The sequence below is a fragment of the Nonomuraea sp. NPDC059194 genome, assembly GCF_042754765.1.
Taxonomy (GTDB): Bacteria; Actinomycetota; Actinomycetes; order Streptosporangiales; family Streptosporangiaceae; genus Nonomuraea.
On the sequence record NZ_JBHZBH010000037.1, the window covers coordinates 1 to 17,293 of the forward strand.

At 69.9% G+C, this 17,293-nt stretch carries 20 protein-coding genes and 1 pseudogene; 15 read left to right on the plus strand and 6 right to left on the minus strand.

Features of this window, described 5'->3' with window-relative positions; translation table 11 throughout:
* Positions 1 to 104: 104 nt before the first annotated feature.
* Positions 105 to 650: a TetR/AcrR family transcriptional regulator gene (locus ACFXJ8_RS33795; RefSeq protein ID WP_379648057.1), complete on the minus strand. Its 546-nt coding sequence runs from the start codon at positions 648 to 650 to the stop codon at positions 105 to 107.
* A 94-nt stretch (positions 651 to 744) separates the two neighbouring features.
* Between ACFXJ8_RS33795 and ACFXJ8_RS33800 the strand changes: the two genes are divergently transcribed.
* The 3 genes from ACFXJ8_RS33800 (at position 745) to ACFXJ8_RS33810 (ending at position 2,171) form a co-directional block, all read left to right on the plus strand.
* Positions 745 to 1,359, plus strand: a complete 615-nt coding sequence (locus ACFXJ8_RS33800; protein WP_379648058.1) for a DUF2867 domain-containing protein — start codon at positions 745 to 747, stop codon at positions 1,357 to 1,359.
* A complete protein-coding gene (locus ACFXJ8_RS33805) occupies positions 1,356 to 1,802 on the plus strand; it encodes a DUF6463 family protein (protein ID WP_379648059.1) in 447 nt (148 codons plus the stop codon). Before ACFXJ8_RS33800 ends, ACFXJ8_RS33805 begins: the two co-directional genes overlap by 4 nt.
* A 126-nt stretch (positions 1,803 to 1,928) precedes the next feature.
* A complete protein-coding gene (locus tag ACFXJ8_RS33810) occupies positions 1,929 to 2,171 on the plus strand; it encodes a hypothetical protein (RefSeq protein WP_379648060.1) in 243 nt (80 codons plus the stop codon).
* Between the two features lie 87 nt (positions 2,172 to 2,258).
* Here the strand turns inward: ACFXJ8_RS33810 and ACFXJ8_RS33815 are convergent, their stop codons facing one another.
* Both ACFXJ8_RS33815 and ACFXJ8_RS33820 read right to left on the minus strand, forming a co-directional pair.
* Positions 2,259 to 2,855 carry a TetR/AcrR family transcriptional regulator gene (locus ACFXJ8_RS33815; protein WP_379648061.1) on the minus strand — a complete coding sequence of 199 codons (597 nt, stop codon included), beginning with the start codon at positions 2,853 to 2,855 and terminating at the stop codon, positions 2,259 to 2,261.
* Positions 2,852 to 3,175, minus strand: coding sequence for a DMT family transporter (locus tag ACFXJ8_RS33820; protein ID WP_379648062.1), 324 nt, complete (start codon positions 3,173 to 3,175; stop codon positions 2,852 to 2,854). The genes ACFXJ8_RS33815 and ACFXJ8_RS33820 overlap by 4 nt, the downstream gene beginning before the upstream one ends.
* Before the next feature lie 132 nt (positions 3,176 to 3,307).
* Here ACFXJ8_RS33820 and ACFXJ8_RS33825 point away from each other — a divergent pair, with 132 nt between their 5' ends.
* On the plus strand, positions 3,308 to 4,240 hold the full coding sequence (locus ACFXJ8_RS33825) for a radical SAM protein (RefSeq protein WP_379648063.1): 933 nt from the start codon (positions 3,308 to 3,310) through the stop codon (positions 4,238 to 4,240).
* Positions 4,241 to 4,352: 112 nt separating this feature from the next.
* Here ACFXJ8_RS33825 and ACFXJ8_RS33830 read toward each other — a convergent pair whose 3' ends face one another.
* Positions 4,353 to 4,946 carry a TetR/AcrR family transcriptional regulator gene (locus ACFXJ8_RS33830; RefSeq protein WP_379648064.1) on the minus strand — a complete coding sequence of 198 codons (594 nt, stop codon included), beginning with the start codon at positions 4,944 to 4,946 and terminating at the stop codon, positions 4,353 to 4,355.
* 102 nt (positions 4,947 to 5,048) lie between these two features.
* On the opposite strand from ACFXJ8_RS33830, the gene ACFXJ8_RS33835 reads away from it, so the two are divergent.
* The 8 genes from ACFXJ8_RS33835 to ACFXJ8_RS33870 all read left to right on the plus strand — a co-directional run bounded on the left by ACFXJ8_RS33835 (position 5,049) and on the right by ACFXJ8_RS33870 (position 13,214).
* Positions 5,049 to 6,053: an agmatine/peptidylarginine deiminase gene (locus ACFXJ8_RS33835; protein WP_379648065.1), complete on the plus strand. Its 1,005-nt coding sequence runs from the start codon at positions 5,049 to 5,051 to the stop codon at positions 6,051 to 6,053.
* Positions 6,050 to 6,982, plus strand: coding sequence for a nitrilase-related carbon-nitrogen hydrolase (locus ACFXJ8_RS33840; protein WP_379648066.1), 933 nt, complete (start codon positions 6,050 to 6,052; stop codon positions 6,980 to 6,982). Before ACFXJ8_RS33835 ends, ACFXJ8_RS33840 begins: the two co-directional genes overlap by 4 nt.
* A gap of 10 nt (positions 6,983 to 6,992) precedes the next feature.
* On the plus strand, positions 6,993 to 8,576 hold the full coding sequence (locus ACFXJ8_RS33845) for an ABC transporter substrate-binding protein (protein WP_379648067.1): 1,584 nt from the start codon (positions 6,993 to 6,995) through the stop codon (positions 8,574 to 8,576).
* Positions 8,573 to 9,529, plus strand: a complete 957-nt coding sequence (locus tag ACFXJ8_RS33850; RefSeq protein WP_379648068.1) for an ABC transporter permease — start codon at positions 8,573 to 8,575, stop codon at positions 9,527 to 9,529. The genes ACFXJ8_RS33845 and ACFXJ8_RS33850 overlap by 4 nt, the downstream gene beginning before the upstream one ends.
* Entirely contained in the window at positions 9,526 to 10,371 is an 846-nt protein-coding gene (locus tag ACFXJ8_RS33855) for an ABC transporter permease (RefSeq protein ID WP_379648069.1), read from the plus strand. Before ACFXJ8_RS33850 ends, ACFXJ8_RS33855 begins: the two co-directional genes overlap by 4 nt.
* Positions 10,368 to 11,303 (plus strand): ABC transporter ATP-binding protein, encoded by a 936-nt coding sequence (locus ACFXJ8_RS33860; protein WP_379648070.1) that lies wholly within the window; start codon positions 10,368 to 10,370, stop codon positions 11,301 to 11,303. The genes ACFXJ8_RS33855 and ACFXJ8_RS33860 overlap by 4 nt, the downstream gene beginning before the upstream one ends.
* A complete protein-coding gene (locus ACFXJ8_RS33865) occupies positions 11,296 to 12,045 on the plus strand; it encodes an ABC transporter ATP-binding protein (protein ID WP_379648071.1) in 750 nt (249 codons plus the stop codon). The genes ACFXJ8_RS33860 and ACFXJ8_RS33865 overlap by 8 nt, the downstream gene beginning before the upstream one ends.
* A 77-nt stretch (positions 12,046 to 12,122) precedes the next feature.
* Positions 12,123 to 13,214: an agmatine deiminase family protein gene (locus ACFXJ8_RS33870; protein ID WP_379648072.1), complete on the plus strand. Its 1,092-nt coding sequence runs from the start codon at positions 12,123 to 12,125 to the stop codon at positions 13,212 to 13,214.
* Positions 13,215 to 13,259: 45 nt separating this feature from the next.
* Here ACFXJ8_RS33870 and ACFXJ8_RS33875 read toward each other — a convergent pair whose 3' ends face one another.
* Positions 13,260 to 13,829, minus strand: coding sequence for a dihydrofolate reductase family protein (locus ACFXJ8_RS33875; protein WP_379648073.1), 570 nt, complete (start codon positions 13,827 to 13,829; stop codon positions 13,260 to 13,262).
* An 87-nt stretch (positions 13,830 to 13,916) separates the two neighbouring features.
* On the opposite strand from ACFXJ8_RS33875, the gene ACFXJ8_RS33880 reads away from it, so the two are divergent.
* The gene (locus ACFXJ8_RS33880) at positions 13,917 to 14,432 is read left to right on the plus strand and encodes a GNAT family N-acetyltransferase (protein WP_379648074.1); all 516 of its coding nucleotides are present in this window, start codon (positions 13,917 to 13,919) and stop codon (positions 14,430 to 14,432) included.
* 337 nt (positions 14,433 to 14,769) lie between these two features.
* On the opposite strand, the gene ACFXJ8_RS33885 is transcribed toward ACFXJ8_RS33880, so the two are convergent.
* Positions 14,770 to 15,633, minus strand: a complete 864-nt coding sequence (locus tag ACFXJ8_RS33885; protein WP_379648075.1) for an alpha/beta hydrolase — start codon at positions 15,631 to 15,633, stop codon at positions 14,770 to 14,772.
* A 321-nt stretch (positions 15,634 to 15,954) separates the two neighbouring features.
* Here ACFXJ8_RS33885 and ACFXJ8_RS33890 point away from each other — a divergent pair, with 321 nt between their 5' ends.
* Positions 15,955 to 16,698 (plus strand): SDR family oxidoreductase, encoded by a 744-nt coding sequence (locus ACFXJ8_RS33890; RefSeq protein WP_379648076.1) that lies wholly within the window; start codon positions 15,955 to 15,957, stop codon positions 16,696 to 16,698.
* A gap of 268 nt (positions 16,699 to 16,966) precedes the next feature.
* Positions 16,967 to 17,257, plus strand: a pseudogene (locus ACFXJ8_RS33895) (sigma factor); the annotation flags it as partial.
* Positions 17,258 to 17,293: the final 36 nt, after the last annotated feature.

The following is a 17,293-nucleotide window of genomic DNA, read 5'->3' on the forward strand; positions in this document are numbered from 1 at the left end:
GTGCGGTTGCGAGGGTGTCCAGTTCGGTCGTCACACACTGAGGATGGGCGCCCTCGCCCTATCTCCGCAGCTATGCCTTGGACTCATTCATCTAGAGGGCGTGGCTACTGCGGGCGCAGGAGGTGTTCTCCGGCGAGGTGGACGGCTTCGCGCGTGGTGTAGCCGGGGTGGTCGGCGACGATGAAGTGGCGGCCGATCGTGAGCGCGAACGCCAGGATGCTGCGGGCCTCGATCTCGTCGGGGTCGGTGATGAAGGTGGCGAACATCGTGCGCAGGAACGCCATGCGCTCGTTGTCGATTCGCCGCAGGCGCGCCGCGACGGCCTGGTCGTGGCGGGCCCAGGCCCGGACCGCGAGGTCAATGCGGTGCAGGTCTTCGGAGAAGGTCAGTTGACCGGCGCGCCGGATTCTCTCGGCGGGGTCGCCGCCTTCGGCCTCGACCTGGGCGAGGACCTCTTTGGTGCAGCGGCTTTCCCACTCGTCGAGCATCTCGGTGAGCAGCGCGGAACGGCCGTCGAAGTGTCCGTAGAAGCCGCCCTTGGTCACGCCGAGCGTGGTGGCGAGCGTCTCGACGCGGACCGCGTCGGGTCCTGCCTGGGCGAGGGCTTCGAGGCCCGCCTCTATCCAGCGGGCTCGTGTGGTGCGGGCCACGGCGGGAATCTGGCCACCTCCGTTTGATCACGTTGGGTTTGTACGTTACCGTACACATCAATTGTACGGTGCCGTATAGATAAGGGGGCCACCCGTGCCACGACTCGCCGAGGCCGCCTACACCGAGCAGCCGTGGCGCATCCACGAGCTCACGCGTGACTTCTCGGTCGAGGACGTGTGGTCCTTCCGCACGCCGGGAGCCGGGCCCGGCGACTTCCCGGCGATGCTCGCGGCGCTGCGAGCGGCCGGCGGACCCATGCAGCAGTCCTGGCCGACGAGGTCGCTGTTCGCCCTTCGGTGGAAGCTCGGCGCACTCCTCGGCTGGGACAAACCATCGGCGGGTGTCGGTACGCGGGTCCTCTCGCTGCGCGACCGACTGCCCGACGACGTCCGCGACGCTCCCCGCGGCCCCGACGACGCCGCCATGCCCCTCAAAGCGGTCTACGAGCTCGACCGGGAGTGCGCTCGCGAGCTGGCGAACAAGACCGTGCACACCGTGATGCATCTGGGCTGGGTTCAAGGAGCCGACGGCGACTACGAGCTGCGCATGGCCGTCCTGGTCAAGCCCAACGGATGGTTCGGACGGCTCTACATGGCCGCCATCGCGCCTTTCCGATACCTGATCGTCTACCCGGCCCTGACCCGGCAGTGGGAACGAGCCTGGCGCGACCGCAACCAGGCCGAGCACGAAGAAGGGACGTCACGATGAACTCCGGGAAGCGGCTGCTGCGCTGGGCGAGCGGGATCATGATCGTGCTGGGATCAGGGCACCTGTTCCTGCTGGCGCTCACCGCCTGGCAGGACATCACCGGCTGGGTGCGGCGGGGGATGTGGGCAGCGGTCCCGCTCGCGCTCGGTGACGGGGGCGCCGTTCAGACGGTGGAGTCCCTTCAGAACAAGGTCACCTTCTGGGGCGGTCCTGGAAGCTTCGCCGTACCCCTGATTCTGCTGGGTTGCCTGACCTGGCACCTCGCCGGACGCGGAGTGGCGGTGCCCGCCGGGATCGGCTGGGGCGTCGCGGCGTGGTGTGCGCTGGGCGGAGTCCTTCTCGTGCCGTCCCCGTTCTTCGCCGGGGTCGTCGCCGGGGCGCTCATCATCGTGGCAGCGCGCAAGAAAGATCTTCACCCGGCGGTTCACGCAGGCACGTCATAGGGCAGGCCGTACGGCTCGGCCATCGTGATCCGCCGGGACCGGCCTGCCGCTCTGATGTCGCCAACGACCGACGTCTCTTCTTTGGCGCGAGCCGCAAACCGGGGCCAAGGGCACGGCGGAGCCGACGTGTCCGAGCAGGTCCGGCGCGGCAGGCTCACCAAGCGCGACCCGGGCCGATGGGACGCCCCAGCGGTCGACGCCTTTCTCGGCTGGGCCGCCTGGCACAAGCACGCCGAGGATCCCCGATACCGACCCGACGTCATCGTCGATGACAGTTGGCCCCGTATGGTCTGGCACCGCTGGACTGGATGGACTTCCGACGATCAGCGATGGCGCACCCACCTGCTCGACACCACGAGCAATGGGTGACCGAACAGCGGCTATTCGGGTTTCCCTGGGTTGACCTTGAACCCATTCCGCCATCAAGGCCGCCGTGCTCCCCGCCGAATGCCCTGATCATCGACGCTGACCGCCCTCCTGGGTGACGGCCCGCAGGGCGAGCTCGAGCAGGGCTCTGGCGTCGTCGGCGGGCCGTTGCTCGACCACGTGCTCCAGCCACAACGCCGAGACAGTGGTGTACAGCAAACGCACCCGGGCGTCGGTCGCGGGCAGCTGGAGGGCGTCGGCGATGACGGCGACGCAGCCGTCGGTCCAGCGGCGGGCGATCTGCTGCAGGACCGGGTCGCGGCCTGCGTGCACGTACAGCTCCCACAGCGCCAGTTGCCGCATCCGGTCGGCCTCGACGACCTCCTCCAGGATGGCGCGCACCCCGTGGGTGCCCACCCAATGGCGGGTGGCGGCCAGTTCGGAGTCGACGAGCTGGCCGAACGCCTCGGCCAGCAGCTGGTCGCGGGAGGTGAAGTAGTAGGTGGTGGCCGCCAGCGGCAGGGCGGCGCGCTGGGCGACCGCCCGGTGGGAGACCGCGGCGAACCCGCCCTCGGTAAGCAGCTCGACCGCGGCCGCCAGCAGCGCGGCCCTGCGCCTGCGCGCCCGGGTCTGCTGCGGTTCACGCGCTTCATCGTCTACGGCGGGCCGTCCCGCCCGGCCGGTCAATGACCACCGGCCAGGTTGAGCACGACCACCCCGCCGATGATGAGCAGGATCCCGGCGACCTTGACCAGGGTGAGGCTCTCGCCGAGGAACAGGGCTCCGATGAGCGCGATGGCCGCCGTGCCGACACCGGACCAGACGGCGTAGGCGGTGCCGACGTCCATGTGCATCTTCAGCACCTGGGCCAGCAGGACGAACGAGGCGATGTATCCGGCGGCCACGACGAGACTCCAGCCGAGATGGCTGAATCCGTTGCTGAGTTTGAGCGCGGAGGTCGCCACGACCTCTGTCGCGATCGCGCCGAAGAGCAGCAGCCAGGCCATGGGCGAACCTCCCGAGAAAATTGGGACGACCGTACCAGTTTAATCGCTGGCCTGCCACAACAGCCGTTCTGCTTGAAACCGCTGTCGAATGCGTGTTCTATGGGGGCTGTGGCATGGGACGCGCTTTCGCTCGTGGACGTCGCAGACGAGCGCCCCGCGATAGAACGGCGTGCCGTCCTGCGCGGCGCCTTCTACGAGACGCAGGCCCGTACGATGATCGAAAAGGTGCCCCCGACCTCGGGTGTCACCGAGCGCTGGGCGGTCAGCCCTTACCGGGGGTGCGCCCACGCCTGCCGCGGTTGCGGCGCCAGGCGTGCGCACCGCTCGCTCGGCCTCGATTCCGGGCGCGACTTCGACACCAGGATCGTGGTCAAGGCCAACGCCGCCGTGCGGCTGCGGGCCGAGCTCGCCCGCTGGCCGGGCGAGCCGGTGGCGATCGGCGTGGCCGGCGACTGCTACCAGGAGGCCGAGGCGACCTACCGGCTGATGCCCGCGCTGGTGGGGGCGCTGGCCGAGGCCGGGGTGCCCTTCACCGTCTACACCAAGAGCCCGCTGGTGCTGCGCGACGCCGAGATCCTGGCCGCGGCCGGCGCGCGGGTGGCGGTGTCGATCGCGTTCGTGGACGAGAAGATCCGCCGCTCGGTCGAGCCCGGAGCGCCGAGCGCGCAACGCCGGCTGGAGCTGGTGGCGGCCCTGCGCGAGGCGGGGGTGGACTGCCAGGTGCTGATGTCGCCGGTGCTGCCGCTGCTCAGCGACGCGGCCGACCAGCTGGAGGCCACCGTGCGGCGCATCGCCTCGGCCGGGGCCTCGGGGGTGCGGCCGGTGGTGTTGCGCCTGCCGTACGGCACGCGGCAGTGGTACCTGTCATGGCTGGAGCAGGCACATCCCGCGCTGGTGGAGCGCTACGCCCAGCTGTACGACCAGGCGGGCATGCCGGCGCCCGGCTACGAGGAACGCATCACCGGGCAGATCGCACAGCTGGCCCGCGCCTACGGCATGCGGTGCGGCCCGGCGCCCGCCCCGGCCGCCAGGGCTCCCCTGGCCGACCAGCTCGCCCTGGTGTGAAGCCTGGCGTGAGGCCTGGTGTGAAGCCTGGCGTGAGGCCTGGTGTGAGGCCTGCTCGGCCGCCGTTCCACGGCGCGGCGCCTTATCCGGACAAGGGCTCGTGGAACGTGCCTCAACTCTTGCCGGGTGATCGCTTGCCCAGCTCCGCGATGACCGCGCCTTCCACCAGTTCACGGGCGCGTTCCAGGCTCGTCGAGCCGCTGAGCCACCGTTCGCTCACCCCTTCGACCAGGGCGGTGAGCCGTTCGGCCACGTCGAGGGGATCGGCGTCGGCGTCGGCCAGCCCGGCCGCCTGGGCCTTCCGGATCATGTCGGCGAGTTCTTCGGCCCATTCGCGGGTGGAGGTGCTGAGCGGCTCGCGCAGGTCGGGGTTGAAGACGGCGCTGGCCCGTAGTTCGCCCCAGGCCGCGCTGTTCTCCCGGACCGCGGGGGTGTCCTGCAGTTCCAGGAGCAGGAGCAGTTCGAGCTGCTCTCGCGGGTCCTTGCCGATCTCCAGCGCTTCGTTGGTGTAGCGGCCGGCTCGCTCGTTGATGAAGTCCAGGGTCCTGCGCATCAGGCCGGCGCGGTCGCCGAAATGGTAGTAGATCAGCGCGGTCGACACTCCGGCCTCGGCGGACAGCTTTTCCACTCGTAGACCGCGCACACCGCTGTGGGCGATGACGCGGACGGCCGCTTCCAGGATCAGCCGCTGGCGATCGGACGACATTTCACCTCACGTCGCAGGTCGGGGACGCCTTGACTGAAACTTCAGTCGGTGTGCACTATAGCAACCACCGAAGGCTGACTGAATTTTCAGACAGGAGAGATCATGCGTATGCCGGCTGAATGGGCCGTCCACGACGGCTGCCTCATGGCCTGGCCGACCCGGCAGGAGCTATGGGCGGACGTCCTGGCCGCGGCCCGGGAGGAGTACGCGGCGGTGGCCAGGGCCATCGCCCGGTTCGAGCCGGTGACCATGGTCGCGCTGCCCGGACAGGGGAATCAGGCGCGCGAGCTGTGCGGCACCGCCGTCGAGGTGGTCGAACTGCCGATCGACGACTCGTGGCTGCGCGACTCAGGTCCGATCTTCGTACTCGGCCCTGACGGTTCCCGCGCGGGCGTCGACTTCCGCTTCAACTCCTGGGGCGGAAAACACCACCCGTGGGACCACGACGATCGCATCAGCGCGCTGCTGCTGGAACGCCTCGGCGTCGACCGAATCTCCTCCCGCATGATCCTGGAGGGCGGCGCGATCACCGTCGACGGCGAGGGCACCCTGATCACCACCGAACAGTGCCTGCTCCACCCCAACAGGAACCCGGATCTGACCCGCGCCGACATCGAGGACGAGCTCAAGGCCAAGCTGGGCGTCACCAAGGTGATCTGGCTGCCGTACGGCGGGCTGGAGGACCGCGAGACCGACGGCCATGTGGACGGCGTCGCCGCGTTCACCGCCCCCGGCAAGGTGCTCATCCAGCTTCCCGACGACCCCGGGCACCCCGACTACGCCCGCATGCGCGCCAACAAGGCGGTGCTGGAGGCCTCCACCGACGCCGCCGGCAGGCCGTTCGAGCTCATCGAGCTGCCGCAGAGCGCGTTCGTCGAGGTCGCGGGAGCGGTGGTCGAAGTCGGCTACCTGAACTTCTACGTGGCCAACGGCGGTGTGGTCGTCCCCGTCGCCGGGGTCGAGGCCGATGAGAAGGCGCTGGCCGTCATCGCCGGCGCCTTCCCCGGCCGCACCGTGGTCGGCGTGAAGGCACCGGTCATCGCCTATGGCGGCGGCGGCGTGCACTGCATCACCCAGCAGATCCCGGCCGCCGGGAGGGCTTCATGAACTACGTCGAGCTGACCTCGTTCGGATCGCCGCTCGGCTCGCCCGCCCGAGCCGGTGACGGACCCGGCGCCCTCCTGCGGGTGGGCCTGGTCCAGATGTGCTGGCAGGCCGACGAACGGGCCCACGACGACGCCCTGCGCACCGGGGTACGCCGGGCCGCCGAGCTCGGCGCCGAAGTGGTGTGCCTGCCCGAACTGACCCGCAGCCCCTACTTCGCCGCCGACAAGAGGCAGGCCGACAGTGCGGGCCGCTACCTGGAGGACCTGCCCGACGGCCCCACCACCGCGCTCGCCACCGAACTGGCCGCGGAGCTGGGCATCACGGTGCACGCCTCGCTGTACGAGCGGGCCACCGACGGCGGCCTCGGCTACAACACCGCGATCTGCGTCGGCCCGGACGGCACGCTGCTGGCCCGCACCCGCAAGCTGCACATCCCCCGCTTCCCCGGCTACCACGAGGACCTGTGCTTCCGCCCCGGCGACACCGGCTTCCCGGTGGTCGAGGTGCGCGGCGCCAGGTTCGGCTTCCCCACCTGCTGGGACGAGTGGTTCCCCGAACTGGCCAGGACCTACGCGCTGGAGGGCGCGCAGGTGCTGGTCCACCCGACCGCGATCGGCTCGGAGCCCGAGCTGCCCCACTTCGACACCCGGCCCATGTGGGAACACGCCATCTCCGCCAACGGGCTGGCCAACGCCCTGTTCATGGTGGTGCCCAACCGGGTCGGCGCCGAGGGGCTCATCACCTTCTACGGCTCGTCGTTCATCTCCGACCCCTACGGCCGCGTGATGCTGCGCGCCCCCCGTGACCGCCCCGCCGTACTCGTCGCCGACCTCGATCTGGACCAGCAGCGCGACTGGCTGGAGTTCGGCCTGATCCACACCCGGCGGCCGGAGCTGTACGGCGCGCTGACCCGCCCGGGTCTGACCTAGGGAGAAACTCATGCGGATCGCAGCGCTCACGGCCGTCGCCTTCATGGTGTCGGCCTGCGGCGGGGCCGCCACCCCCCACTCCACCCCCGCCGCGGGCTTCACGATGTCGGCATCGACGCCGCCCGCCCAAGGCGACATCGACTCCTTCACCTGGTCCATCTACGCCGAGCCGCCGACGCTGGACTACATCTACGCCTTCGACTACCCGCAGAACATGATCCTGTCCAACGTCTGCGAGAGCCTGATGCGCTGGACCCCGCAGCTCGGCCTGGAGCCCGGGCTGGCTTCGGAGGTGAAGCAGCCGGATCCGAAAACGTTCGTCTACCGCATCCGGGGCGGGGTGAAGTACCACGGCGGCGGCGAGGTCACCGCCGACGACGTCGTCTACAGCCTGCGCCGCCACCTGGATCCCGCCCTGGGCTCCTACTGGGCCAAGTCCTTCGACCGGGTCGCCTCGATCGGCAAGAGCGGCCCGATGGAGGTGACGGTACGGCTCAAGCAGCCCGACTCCCAGTTCAACCAGTGGATGGCCACCTCGGCGGGCACGGTCGTCAACCCGCGCGCGCTCCAGGCCAAGGGCCGGGACTACGGCAACCCGGACGGCGGCGTGGACTGCACCGGCCCCTACCGGCTCGGCCCGTGGCGCAAGGGCGAGTCGATCGAGCTCGACCGCTTCGCCGGCTACTGGGGCACGAGGGCGAAGGCCGGGAAGGTCGCCTTCCGGTTCATCACCGACCCGGCCGCCAGAACCAACGCCATGCTGACCGGCGAGGTCGACGGCGGCTACCTCATCGCCCCCGACAGCTACGCCCGCCTGAGGGAGGGTGGCAAGGGCGCGCTCTACTTCGGCAAGAGCCTGACCACCGTCAACCTCGCCTTCACCAACCTCAAGGGCACGCTGAGCGATGTCCGGGTACGGCGGGCGCTGTCACTGGCCCTGGACCGCGACGGCTTCATCAAGACGGGACTGCAGGGCGTCGGCTCGATCGCCGCGGCCCCGGCGCCCCGCGACGCCTGGCCGGACCAGAACGCCGCGCCGCGGGGCGTCAAGCGCGACGTGGCCGCGGCCAGGGAGCTCATCCGGCAGGCGGGCGCCACGGGCAAGAAGATCACCGTCGCGACCAGCCCCATCGGCACCGACGTGTCCCTGCTGGCCACCGCCGTACAGGCCGCAGGCACCGAGATCGGCCTGGAGGTCGAACTCAAGACCATCGCGCCCGACGCCTACACCGCCCTGTTCTCCGACCCGAAGGCGCGCGCGGCCGTCGACCTGTTCCCCTGCACCTACTACCTGTCCATCACCGACCCGCTGGCCAGCTACTCGATCTTCCGCAGCGACGGTTTCGAGAACTACATGGGCTACTCCGACCCCGCCTACGACGCGCTCGTCGACCAGGCGATCGCGGAGTACGACCCTGCCAAACGGGCGGCGCTGACCGGCCGGCTGCGGGAGAAGGAGGCCGAGCAGGTGCTGTGGATTCCCGTCGCCGAGTGGCCCACCTCGCTGTACCTCAGCAAACGCATCACCGGTGCGCCGACCTCGATCGCCTACATGTACTACCCGTGGGCGGCCGACGTGGGTGCGGCCGGATGATCGCCCGCTTTGTCCTGCGGCGGCTGCTGGAGTCGGCGCTGACCCTGGCGACCGCGTCGTTCCTGGTGTTCGGCGCGGTCCATCTGGCCCCGGGCAGCCCGGAGACCTTCCTGCTCGGCGGCCGGGCCGCGAGCACGCAGGCCCTGGCCGCGATCAGAGCCCAGTACCATCTGGACGACCCGTTCATCCTGCAGTACCTCAAGTGGGCAGGCGGCGTGCTCACCGGCGACCTGGGCCGGTCGATGCAGTACCGCAGCCCGGTGCTCGGACTGATCGAAGCCCGGCTGCCCAGCACGCTGCTGCTCATCACGATGGCCGCCGTGCTGGTGGTGGTCCTCGGCATCGGCCTGGGCCGGCTGGCCGCGGTGCGCGCCGGAGCCACCGACTCGGCGGTGCTCGTCGGCACCTCGGTCGCGCTCGGCACCCCGTCGTTCGTCGCCGCCATCGGCCTGCTGTGGGTCTTCTCCCTGCAGCTCGGCTGGTTCCCGACCATCGGCAGCGGCGACGGGCTGCCCGACATGGTCTACCATCTGACCCTCCCATCGCTGGCGCTGGCCCTGTACTGGACCGGCTGGCTGGCCCGGGTCACGCGCGGCGCCATGCGCGACCAGCTCGCCCTCGAACACGTCACCATCGCCCGGAGCCGTGGCCTGCCGGAACGCCTGGTGATCCGCCGCCACGTCCTGCGCAACGCCCTGGGCCCGATCGTCACCGTCAGCGGCCTGACCATCTCGGGGCTGGTCATCAGCACCGTGCTGGTCGAGGCCGCCTTCGGCATCGGCGGGCTCGGCGCGCTGCTGGAGAGCTCGGTGCAGGTCAAGGACTTCCCCGTGGTCCAGGCCATCACGCTGCTGGTGGTCGCGCTGTTCACGGTGACCAACCTGGCCGTGGACCTGTGCTACCCGTTGGTCGACCCTCGGGTCCGCCTCGGCGACAGGAGCGATGCCGGATGACCGCCGTCAGCGGGATCCTGCGCGGCCTGCGTGCCCCTCGGCGTGGTCTCTACCTGACCTGCCTCGCCTTCGCCGCCCTGACGGTCGTTGTCGCGATCGCCGCGCCCTTGCTCACACCCCATGACCCCAACGCCACCGACCTCGGTGCCGCTCTGACCGGCCCGTCGCCCAGCCACCCGCTCGGTGCCGATGCTGCCGGCCGTGACACCCTGTCCAGGCTCATCGCGAGCGCGAGCGCCTCTCTCCTGGGCCCGATCGCCGTCGTCGTCTTCTCCACCGTCGCGGGCGTGCTGGTCGGCGTCACCGCCGGGTGGCTCGGCGGCTGGCCCGACACACTGCTGTCGCGCGCCGCCGAACTGCTGCTCGCCTTCCCCGCCCTGCTCGTGGCGATCATGTTCGTCGCGTTGTACGGCACCGGCCTGGCAGCCCCGGTCATCGCCCTTTCCCTGGCCTATCTGCCCTACGTCAGCCGGCTGGCCCGCAACCTCGCCCTCTCCGAACGGCAGCGCCCCTACCTGGCCGCCTACCGGGTGCAGGGCTTCTCGAGCCTGACCATCTGCCTGCGCCACCTGATCCCCAACATCGCCCCGGTGGTGCTCGCCCAGTCGTCGGTCAACTTCGGCTATGCCCTGCTCGACCTGTCCGCCCTGTCCTACCTGGGGCTGGGTGTGCCGCCCCTGACTCCCACCTGGGGATCGATGATCAACGACGGCCAGTCCGCTCTGCTGCAGGGCCATCCGCTCTCGGCCGTCCTGCCCTGCGCGGCGATCGTGCTCACCGTGGTCGCCTTCAACGTGGTCGCCGAGCACTGGGCCGACCGCGTGTCACGGAGGCGGGCATGAGCGTGCTACACCTGACAGACCTGCGCATGTGGCTGCCCGGCACGCTGCGGCCCGTCCTCGACGGGGTCGAGCTGAGCGTGGACGAGGGCGAGACCGTGGCGCTGGTCGGCGAGTCCGGCTCCGGCAAGAGCCTCACCTCGCGGACCGTGCTCGGGCTCCTGCCGCCCGGCGCGTCCGTCGAAGGAACGGCAGCGGTCGAGGGCGAGGACGTGCTCACCATGCCGGCGCACCGGCTGCGCGAGCTGCGCCGCCGTACCGTCGCCATGATTTTCCAGGACCCGCGCGCGGGCATCAACCCGCTGCGCAGGGTCGGCGACTTCCTGGTCGAGGGGCGTCCCGGGTCGCACGATCGCGCCCGCGAGCTCATCGAGGCGGTCGGTCTGGAGCCGCGGGTCCTGCGGCAGTATCCGCATCAGTTGTCCGGCGGGATGCTGCAGCGGGTCACGATCGCCGCGGCCCTCATGGGCGGTCCGAAACTTCTGCTGTGCGACGAGCCGACGACCGCCCTGGACGTCACCACCCAGGCCGAGATCGTCGCCTTGCTCACGTCTTTGCGGCACAGGTACGGGACCGGGCTGCTGTTCGTCACCCACGACCTGGAACTGGCGGCGGCCATCGCCGACCGTGTGTACGTCATGTACGCGGGACGGATCGCGGAGACCGGGCCGGCGGCCACGCTGTTCTCCCGCCCGCGCCATCCCTACACCGCTGCCCTGCTCGCGGCCACCCCCAGGGTGCTGAACGGTTCGCGAAAGCCTGGGCAGCGGCTGGCCACCATCCCGGGACAGCCCCCCGACCTGCGGACCGAGCTGGCCGGCTGCGCCTTCGCCGCCCGATGCCCGCTGGCGGGGCCGGAGTGTCACACCGATCCACCCGAGCTGATCGCCCAGGTCGCCTGCCACCACAGCCTCACCGGAGCAGAGCATGCTTGAAGTCGAGGGGCTGTCCAAGTCCTACGGAAACGTCCAAGCGGTCCGCGATGTCACCTTCACCCTGGCCGAAGGCGGCTCGCTCGGCGTCGTCGGCGAGTCAGGGTCGGGCAAGACCACCACCGCCCGCATCGTCCTCGGCCTGGAGCGCCCCGACGCCGGACGCGTCACCGTGCGCGGTCACGACCGCTCCATCCGGCGGCGAGGCCGTGCCGAGCGACTACGGCGGGCCCGCGAGGTGCAGATCGTCTTCCAGGACCCGTTCCTGTCGCTCGATCCGCGGCTCAACGCCATGACGGTGCTGCGCGAGAGCCTGAAGCTGCACTTCCCTGACATCGACCACGCCCGGCGGATCGCCCAGCTCCTCGACCAGGTCGGCCTCGGCGAGCGCGAGGCCGCCGCGCTGCCCCGCCAGCTGTCGGGCGGTCAGCGCCAGCGGGTCGCCATCGCTCGCGCGCTCGCGGTCGAGCCGTCCGTCCTGGTGCTGGACGAGGCGGTGGCCGCGCTCGACGTCTGCGTGCAGGCGCAGATCCTCAACCTGCTGGCCGACCTGCGCGAGCAGACCGGCACCGCGTTCCTGTTCATCACCCACGACCTCGGGGTGGTGAGTCAGGTCACCGATCACCTCGTCGTCATGCGACACGGGGAGATCGTCGAGCGTGGTCCGACCGCGCGCGTCCTGAACGAACCGCAACACGCCTACACCCAGCTCCTGGTGTCCTCGATCCCCAGACCGGCGAACTAGACTCATTCCTAACGAAAATTTCAGTCAGGAGGACTGTTGTGCGGATATCACGACGTCAGACACTACAAACCGCGATCTTGGCGGCTTTCGGCGGCGCGCTGAGCGCCTGTGGCTCGTCCTCGACGGGGACCGGGACGACGACCGCCGCGGCGAAGGACGCCCCTGCCGTACAGGGATGGCTGATGCCCGAAGAGACGCATCCGCACCAGATGACCTTCATGTCGTGGCCGACCGAGCTGATCTGGGAGTCCGACACCGCAGGGGTGCGCCGTGACATCGCCGGCATCGCCCGCGCGATCGCCGACTTCGAGCCGGTGGTACTGCTCGCCAACCCCAAGGACGTCAAGGCCGCACAGCGCGCCTGCGGTTCCCAGGTCGAGGTCGTCGCGATCCCGGTCGATGACCTGTGGATGCGCGACACCGGACCCACCTTCGTGCTCGGCGGCAAGAACATCGCAGGAGTCGACTTCAACTTCAACGGCTGGGGCCGCAAGCAGGAACACTCCCGCGACAAGGATGTCGCCCGCGAGATCCTGACCATGGAACGCGTCACCAGAATCCAGGCGCCGATCGTCGCCGAAGGCGGCTCGATCGAGGTCGACGGCGCGGGCACGCTCATGGCCACCGAGAGCTCCCTGATCAACGACAACCGCAACCCCGGCAAGACCCGCGCCGACATCGAACGCGCGCTGAGGGAAACCGTCGGCGCGACCACCTTCATCTGGGTCAAAGGCGTCAAGGGCAAGGACATCACCGACTACCACATCGACGCGCTGGCCCGCTTCTCCGAGCCCGGCGTCGTGGTGATCAGCACCCCGCCCAAGGACGCCCCCAAGGACGTCTGGCTCGCCGCCTACGACCAGGGGCGCAAGGTGCTGAACTCGGCCGTCGACGCCCGCGGCAAGCGGCTCGAACTGGTCGAACTGCCGGAACCGGTCGACATCGGCCGCCGCGGCGACGGCTTCCTGGCCACTTACGTGAACTACTACGTCGTCAACGACGGCGTCATCCTGCCCCGCTTCGGCGACAAGAAGGCCGACAAGAACGCCGCCGCCATCATCCGCGACCTCTACCCCGGGCGCGAGGTCGTCCAGGTGCCCGTCGACACCCTCGGCGAAGGCGGCGGCGGCATCCACTGCGCCACCCAGCAGATGCCCAAGCGGAACTGATCATCCGCGCCGGGGCCGCACGATCCAGGCGAGCGACGACTGGGCTCACCGCTGGTAGCGCAGCAGGACGGCGCTGCCGTCGAAGGCGCGTGACTCCACCAGCCGCAGGTTCAGGCGCTCATCGAACCGCGTCGGGAACAGCGGCAGGCCGCCGCCCAGGACGACGGGGTGGACCACGATGCGGTAGTCGTCGATCAACCCGTGTTCGGTCAGGGACGCCGCCAGGTGGGATCCGCCCGTCAGCAGCATGTCCTTGCCCGGCGCGGCCTTGAGCTCGGCGACCTGGGCGGCAAGGTCGCGGCCGATGACGCGGGTGTTGTGACCGAGGTCGCCGTCCAGGGTGGCAGAGAAGACGATCTTGGGGGTGGCGCGCCACAGAGAGGCGAAGGCCAGGTCGTGCGCGTCGGCGGTAGCAGGGTCGGCGTCGGCGGTGGGCCAGTAGGCCGACATCATCTCCCACACCTTGCGCCCGTACAGGAAGGTGTCGACGCTCTCGTTCATGGCGATGGAGTAGTCCGACAGCTCGCCGCTCATGGAAGGCCAGTCGAACTCGCCGTTGGGGCCGCAGATGTAGCCGTCGACGGAGGTGTGGACCCAGTAGATGATGTTCCGCATCGTCGTGCTCCTTGCTCTGAGGTGCTCTTTCACCTGGAGGTCGGAGCCAGGGACGGCTTCTTGACATGCCGCCCGTAGGATTTCGGGATGAAGATTCGCAAAGGTGAGCCGGGTGACGTCGAGGCGGTCCTCGCGATGTTCGACAGTGCCATCGAGTGGCTGGTCTCGCAGGGGCGGACCGGGCAGTGGGGCAGCGAGCCGTTCTCTGCCAGCGCCAAGCGCGTGGAGCTGGTCAACGGCTGGGCCGGCGGCGAGGGGATGCGCATCGCGGAGATCGACGGCCATCCAGCCGGGTGCATGACGCTGGGTGAACCCCTCTCCTACGTCGCCGCGGCGCCCGAGCCTGAGGTGTACGTCCAGGGGCTGGTCATCGACCAGCGCTTCCACGGGCGTTCGGTGGGCAGGGCGCTGCTGGAGCGGGCGATGGCCGAGGCCGCCGAGCAGGGTGTGGACCTGGTGCGGGTGGACTGCTACGCCGGTGATGACGGGCAGCTGGTCCGCTACTACGAAAGCTGCGGGTTCCGGCGCACCGAGGAGTTCCAGGTGGGCGAGTGGCCCGGTCAGGTGCTGGAGCGCAGGGTGTCGGCCGGTTCGGCCGCCTGAGCGCTCGCTAGTGAACGGCGCCGCCGTTCACGTGCCCCCGGCGGTACGGCGGCGCCGGTCCGCGGCCTGTCGGTCAGCATCGGCGCTCGCACGACGGTCCAGTCGAGGTCGCGGGCGGCGGCGGTCGGTGCTGCCCAGGCACGACAGCACCGGATCCCGCAACCAGATCAAGGCCGCGTCCCGGCACCCCCGCCACGGCGCGGCAGGTGGTCGCACGGCAGGAGCAGCGCCCTTGGGCCGACCCACCCGGAGACCCCGCGGACGCGGCGTGATCTGGACGAGCTGACGTCGAAAACGCCCCCGCCGCCGAGGATGGCGGCGGGGGCGGCGGCGGGCGTCAGGCGAGGTCCGCCAGCAGTTCCGCGAAGACCTGCGGCCGGCTGAAGTAGCCGACGTGCGAGGTCGCCAGCGTGTGCACCTCGAAGGGGTTGTGCGGGGTCAACGCGTCCGCTTGGCGGATCATGTAGTCCTGGACGGCCGGGGTGATGCCGCGGTCCTCGGACAGGCGGATGTAGGTGTGCGGGACGCGTCCCCATCCGTCGGCCGTGACCAGTGCCGCCGGCTCCAGCACCGTGTAGTTCTCGTCCGGGTCCATGGAGTCGAGCAGCAGCCGGAACTGGTGGTCGGTGGAGTCGGCCATGATGGCGGTCTTCAACTCGGCGAACAGTTCCGGGTCGGCGTGGGCGCTGCGCCAGTTCAGGCGGGCCACACCGGGGTCGGGCACGCCGGGCACGGTGATCCGGGCCGCCGCGGCGTCGAGCAGGTTGTCGTCGACCACGCCCCACGCCTCGGTGAGCATGGCCGGGCTGCTCAGGCACAGCGCGGAGAGGTAGACCACGCGGTCGAGCAGTTCCGGTACGGCGTTGGCGACGGCGCTGATGGTCAGGCCGCCAAGGCTGTTGCCGACCAGGACGACCGGGCCCAGTTCGGCGAGCCGGCGCACGATGTCCACCACGTGCCGCACGTTGTCCTGCAACGTGACGGCGCGCATCGGGGACGGGGCGTCGGCCAGTGCCGCGGCGTCTTGCGGCAGCCGGTAGTAGGCGGCGGGAGTGTCGGCACGGTCGCCGTGGCCGGGCAGGTCGACGGCGTACGAAAGGTGTCCGAGCAGGGCCAGTTCGTTCTGCAGGGGCCCCCAGGCCCGGGCGTTGCTGGAGCCGCCGTGAACGAACACGAAAGTGGGGCGCGAGATTGCGCGCATGAAAGGAATCCTCGTCATCCAGAGGTGAACGGTGGGCGCGGGACCCGGCGCAGGCGACGGCCTGCACCGCGGTCAGAACGCCGACCGGGTGCGGATCGACTGCCAGTTGTGGATGACGGAACACATGGGGCAGAGCGTAGCGGATGAGGCGATGGGGCCGCATTCGCATTTCGCTCGACGCAGCCCTCCCTGCCGGTCTCCGGGAACCTCCGACATCCGCCCGAGTGGCGGGGGCCGCTGATGACCGCCCGCAACGGGCTCCCGGTTGTGAGGTCGCTCACAACGCGTCACAGCCGATCGGAGCGTTTCGTCTTAGAGGGCATGACGAACGCGGAACAGACCTCGGTGTTGATCACCGGAGGCAACAAGGGACTCGGTTTCGAGGCGGCCAGGCGGCTCGGCGAACTGGGTTGGACGATCTTTCTCGGCTCACGCGATGAAGGCCGAGGGCAGGCAGCCGCCGACAAGCTGACTGCCGGTGGCGCGAACGTGGTCATGGTCCCGCTGGACGTGACCTCGGACGAGTCGGTGGCCGATGCCGTACGCCTCGTCCGGGAGCACACCGACCGGCTGGACGTGCTGATCAACAACGCCGGCGCGTCAGGAAAGGGGATCGCGCCCGCAGACGCGACGGTTCCCGAAATTCATTCCGTCTACGACACCAACGTGTACGGACCGATCAGGGTCACGCACGCGTTCCTTCCCTTGCTGCAGGCGGCGTACCATCCGCGGGTGGTGATGGTGTCCAGCGCCGTCGGCGCCTTCTCGGTCGTGACCGATCCGGACCAGCCCTCCTCGAAAATGCACGAGCTCGCCTACAGCTCGTCGAAAGCGGCGCTGAACATGATCACCGTCCGGTACGCCCAGGCACTTCCGAAGATCAAATTCAACATCGCCACTCCCGGAGAAGTCGCCAATCGCACATTCGCCGCCACCGACATGAACAATCACACTGGGCAGCTGACGGTGACCGAGGGCACCGACTCGATCGTCAGACTCGCGATGATCGACGCCGACGGGCCGACCGGGACCTTCATCGATCGCCTCGGCCCCATTGCGTGGTGACCGCCGCGCAACCAACCTGCGGTCCGAACCGAAGAGCCGGAGGCGGCGGTCGGCGCAGTGCGCGTACGGCTGGCGGCCGCGGTACTGCGTGATCGCGGGCCGGGCGGCTCGGATACCCTGCTGCACGTCGTGGGCAAGCGCCCTCGAACGGGAAGGCAGGCAGATGAGCCGCGGTACGCGCGTTGGCGGGAGGGATTCCGTGCCTGGGTCAGCGGATGAGACGGGCGCGACCGGGTATCGGCCGCTGCTGTTCTCCATCGCCTACGGAATGACCGGATCTGTGGGCGATGCCGAGGACATCGTGCAGGACGCCTTCCTCGGCCTGACCCGGGCGCGCCAGGCGGGAACCACGATCGCCGAGCCGAAGGCGTACCTGACGACGGCGGTGACGCGGCTGGGCATCGATCACCTGCGTTCGGCGCGGGTGCGGCGGGAGACGTACGTGGGAGACTGGCTGCCCGAGCCGGTCGTCGTGCCCGCCGACAGGCAGGGGCCGGCCGAGCACGCCGAGCTGGCCGACTCGCTGTCGATGGCGTTCCTCGTGCTGCTGGAGTCCCTTTCGCCGGTGGAGCGGGCGGTGTTCATGCTGCGCGAG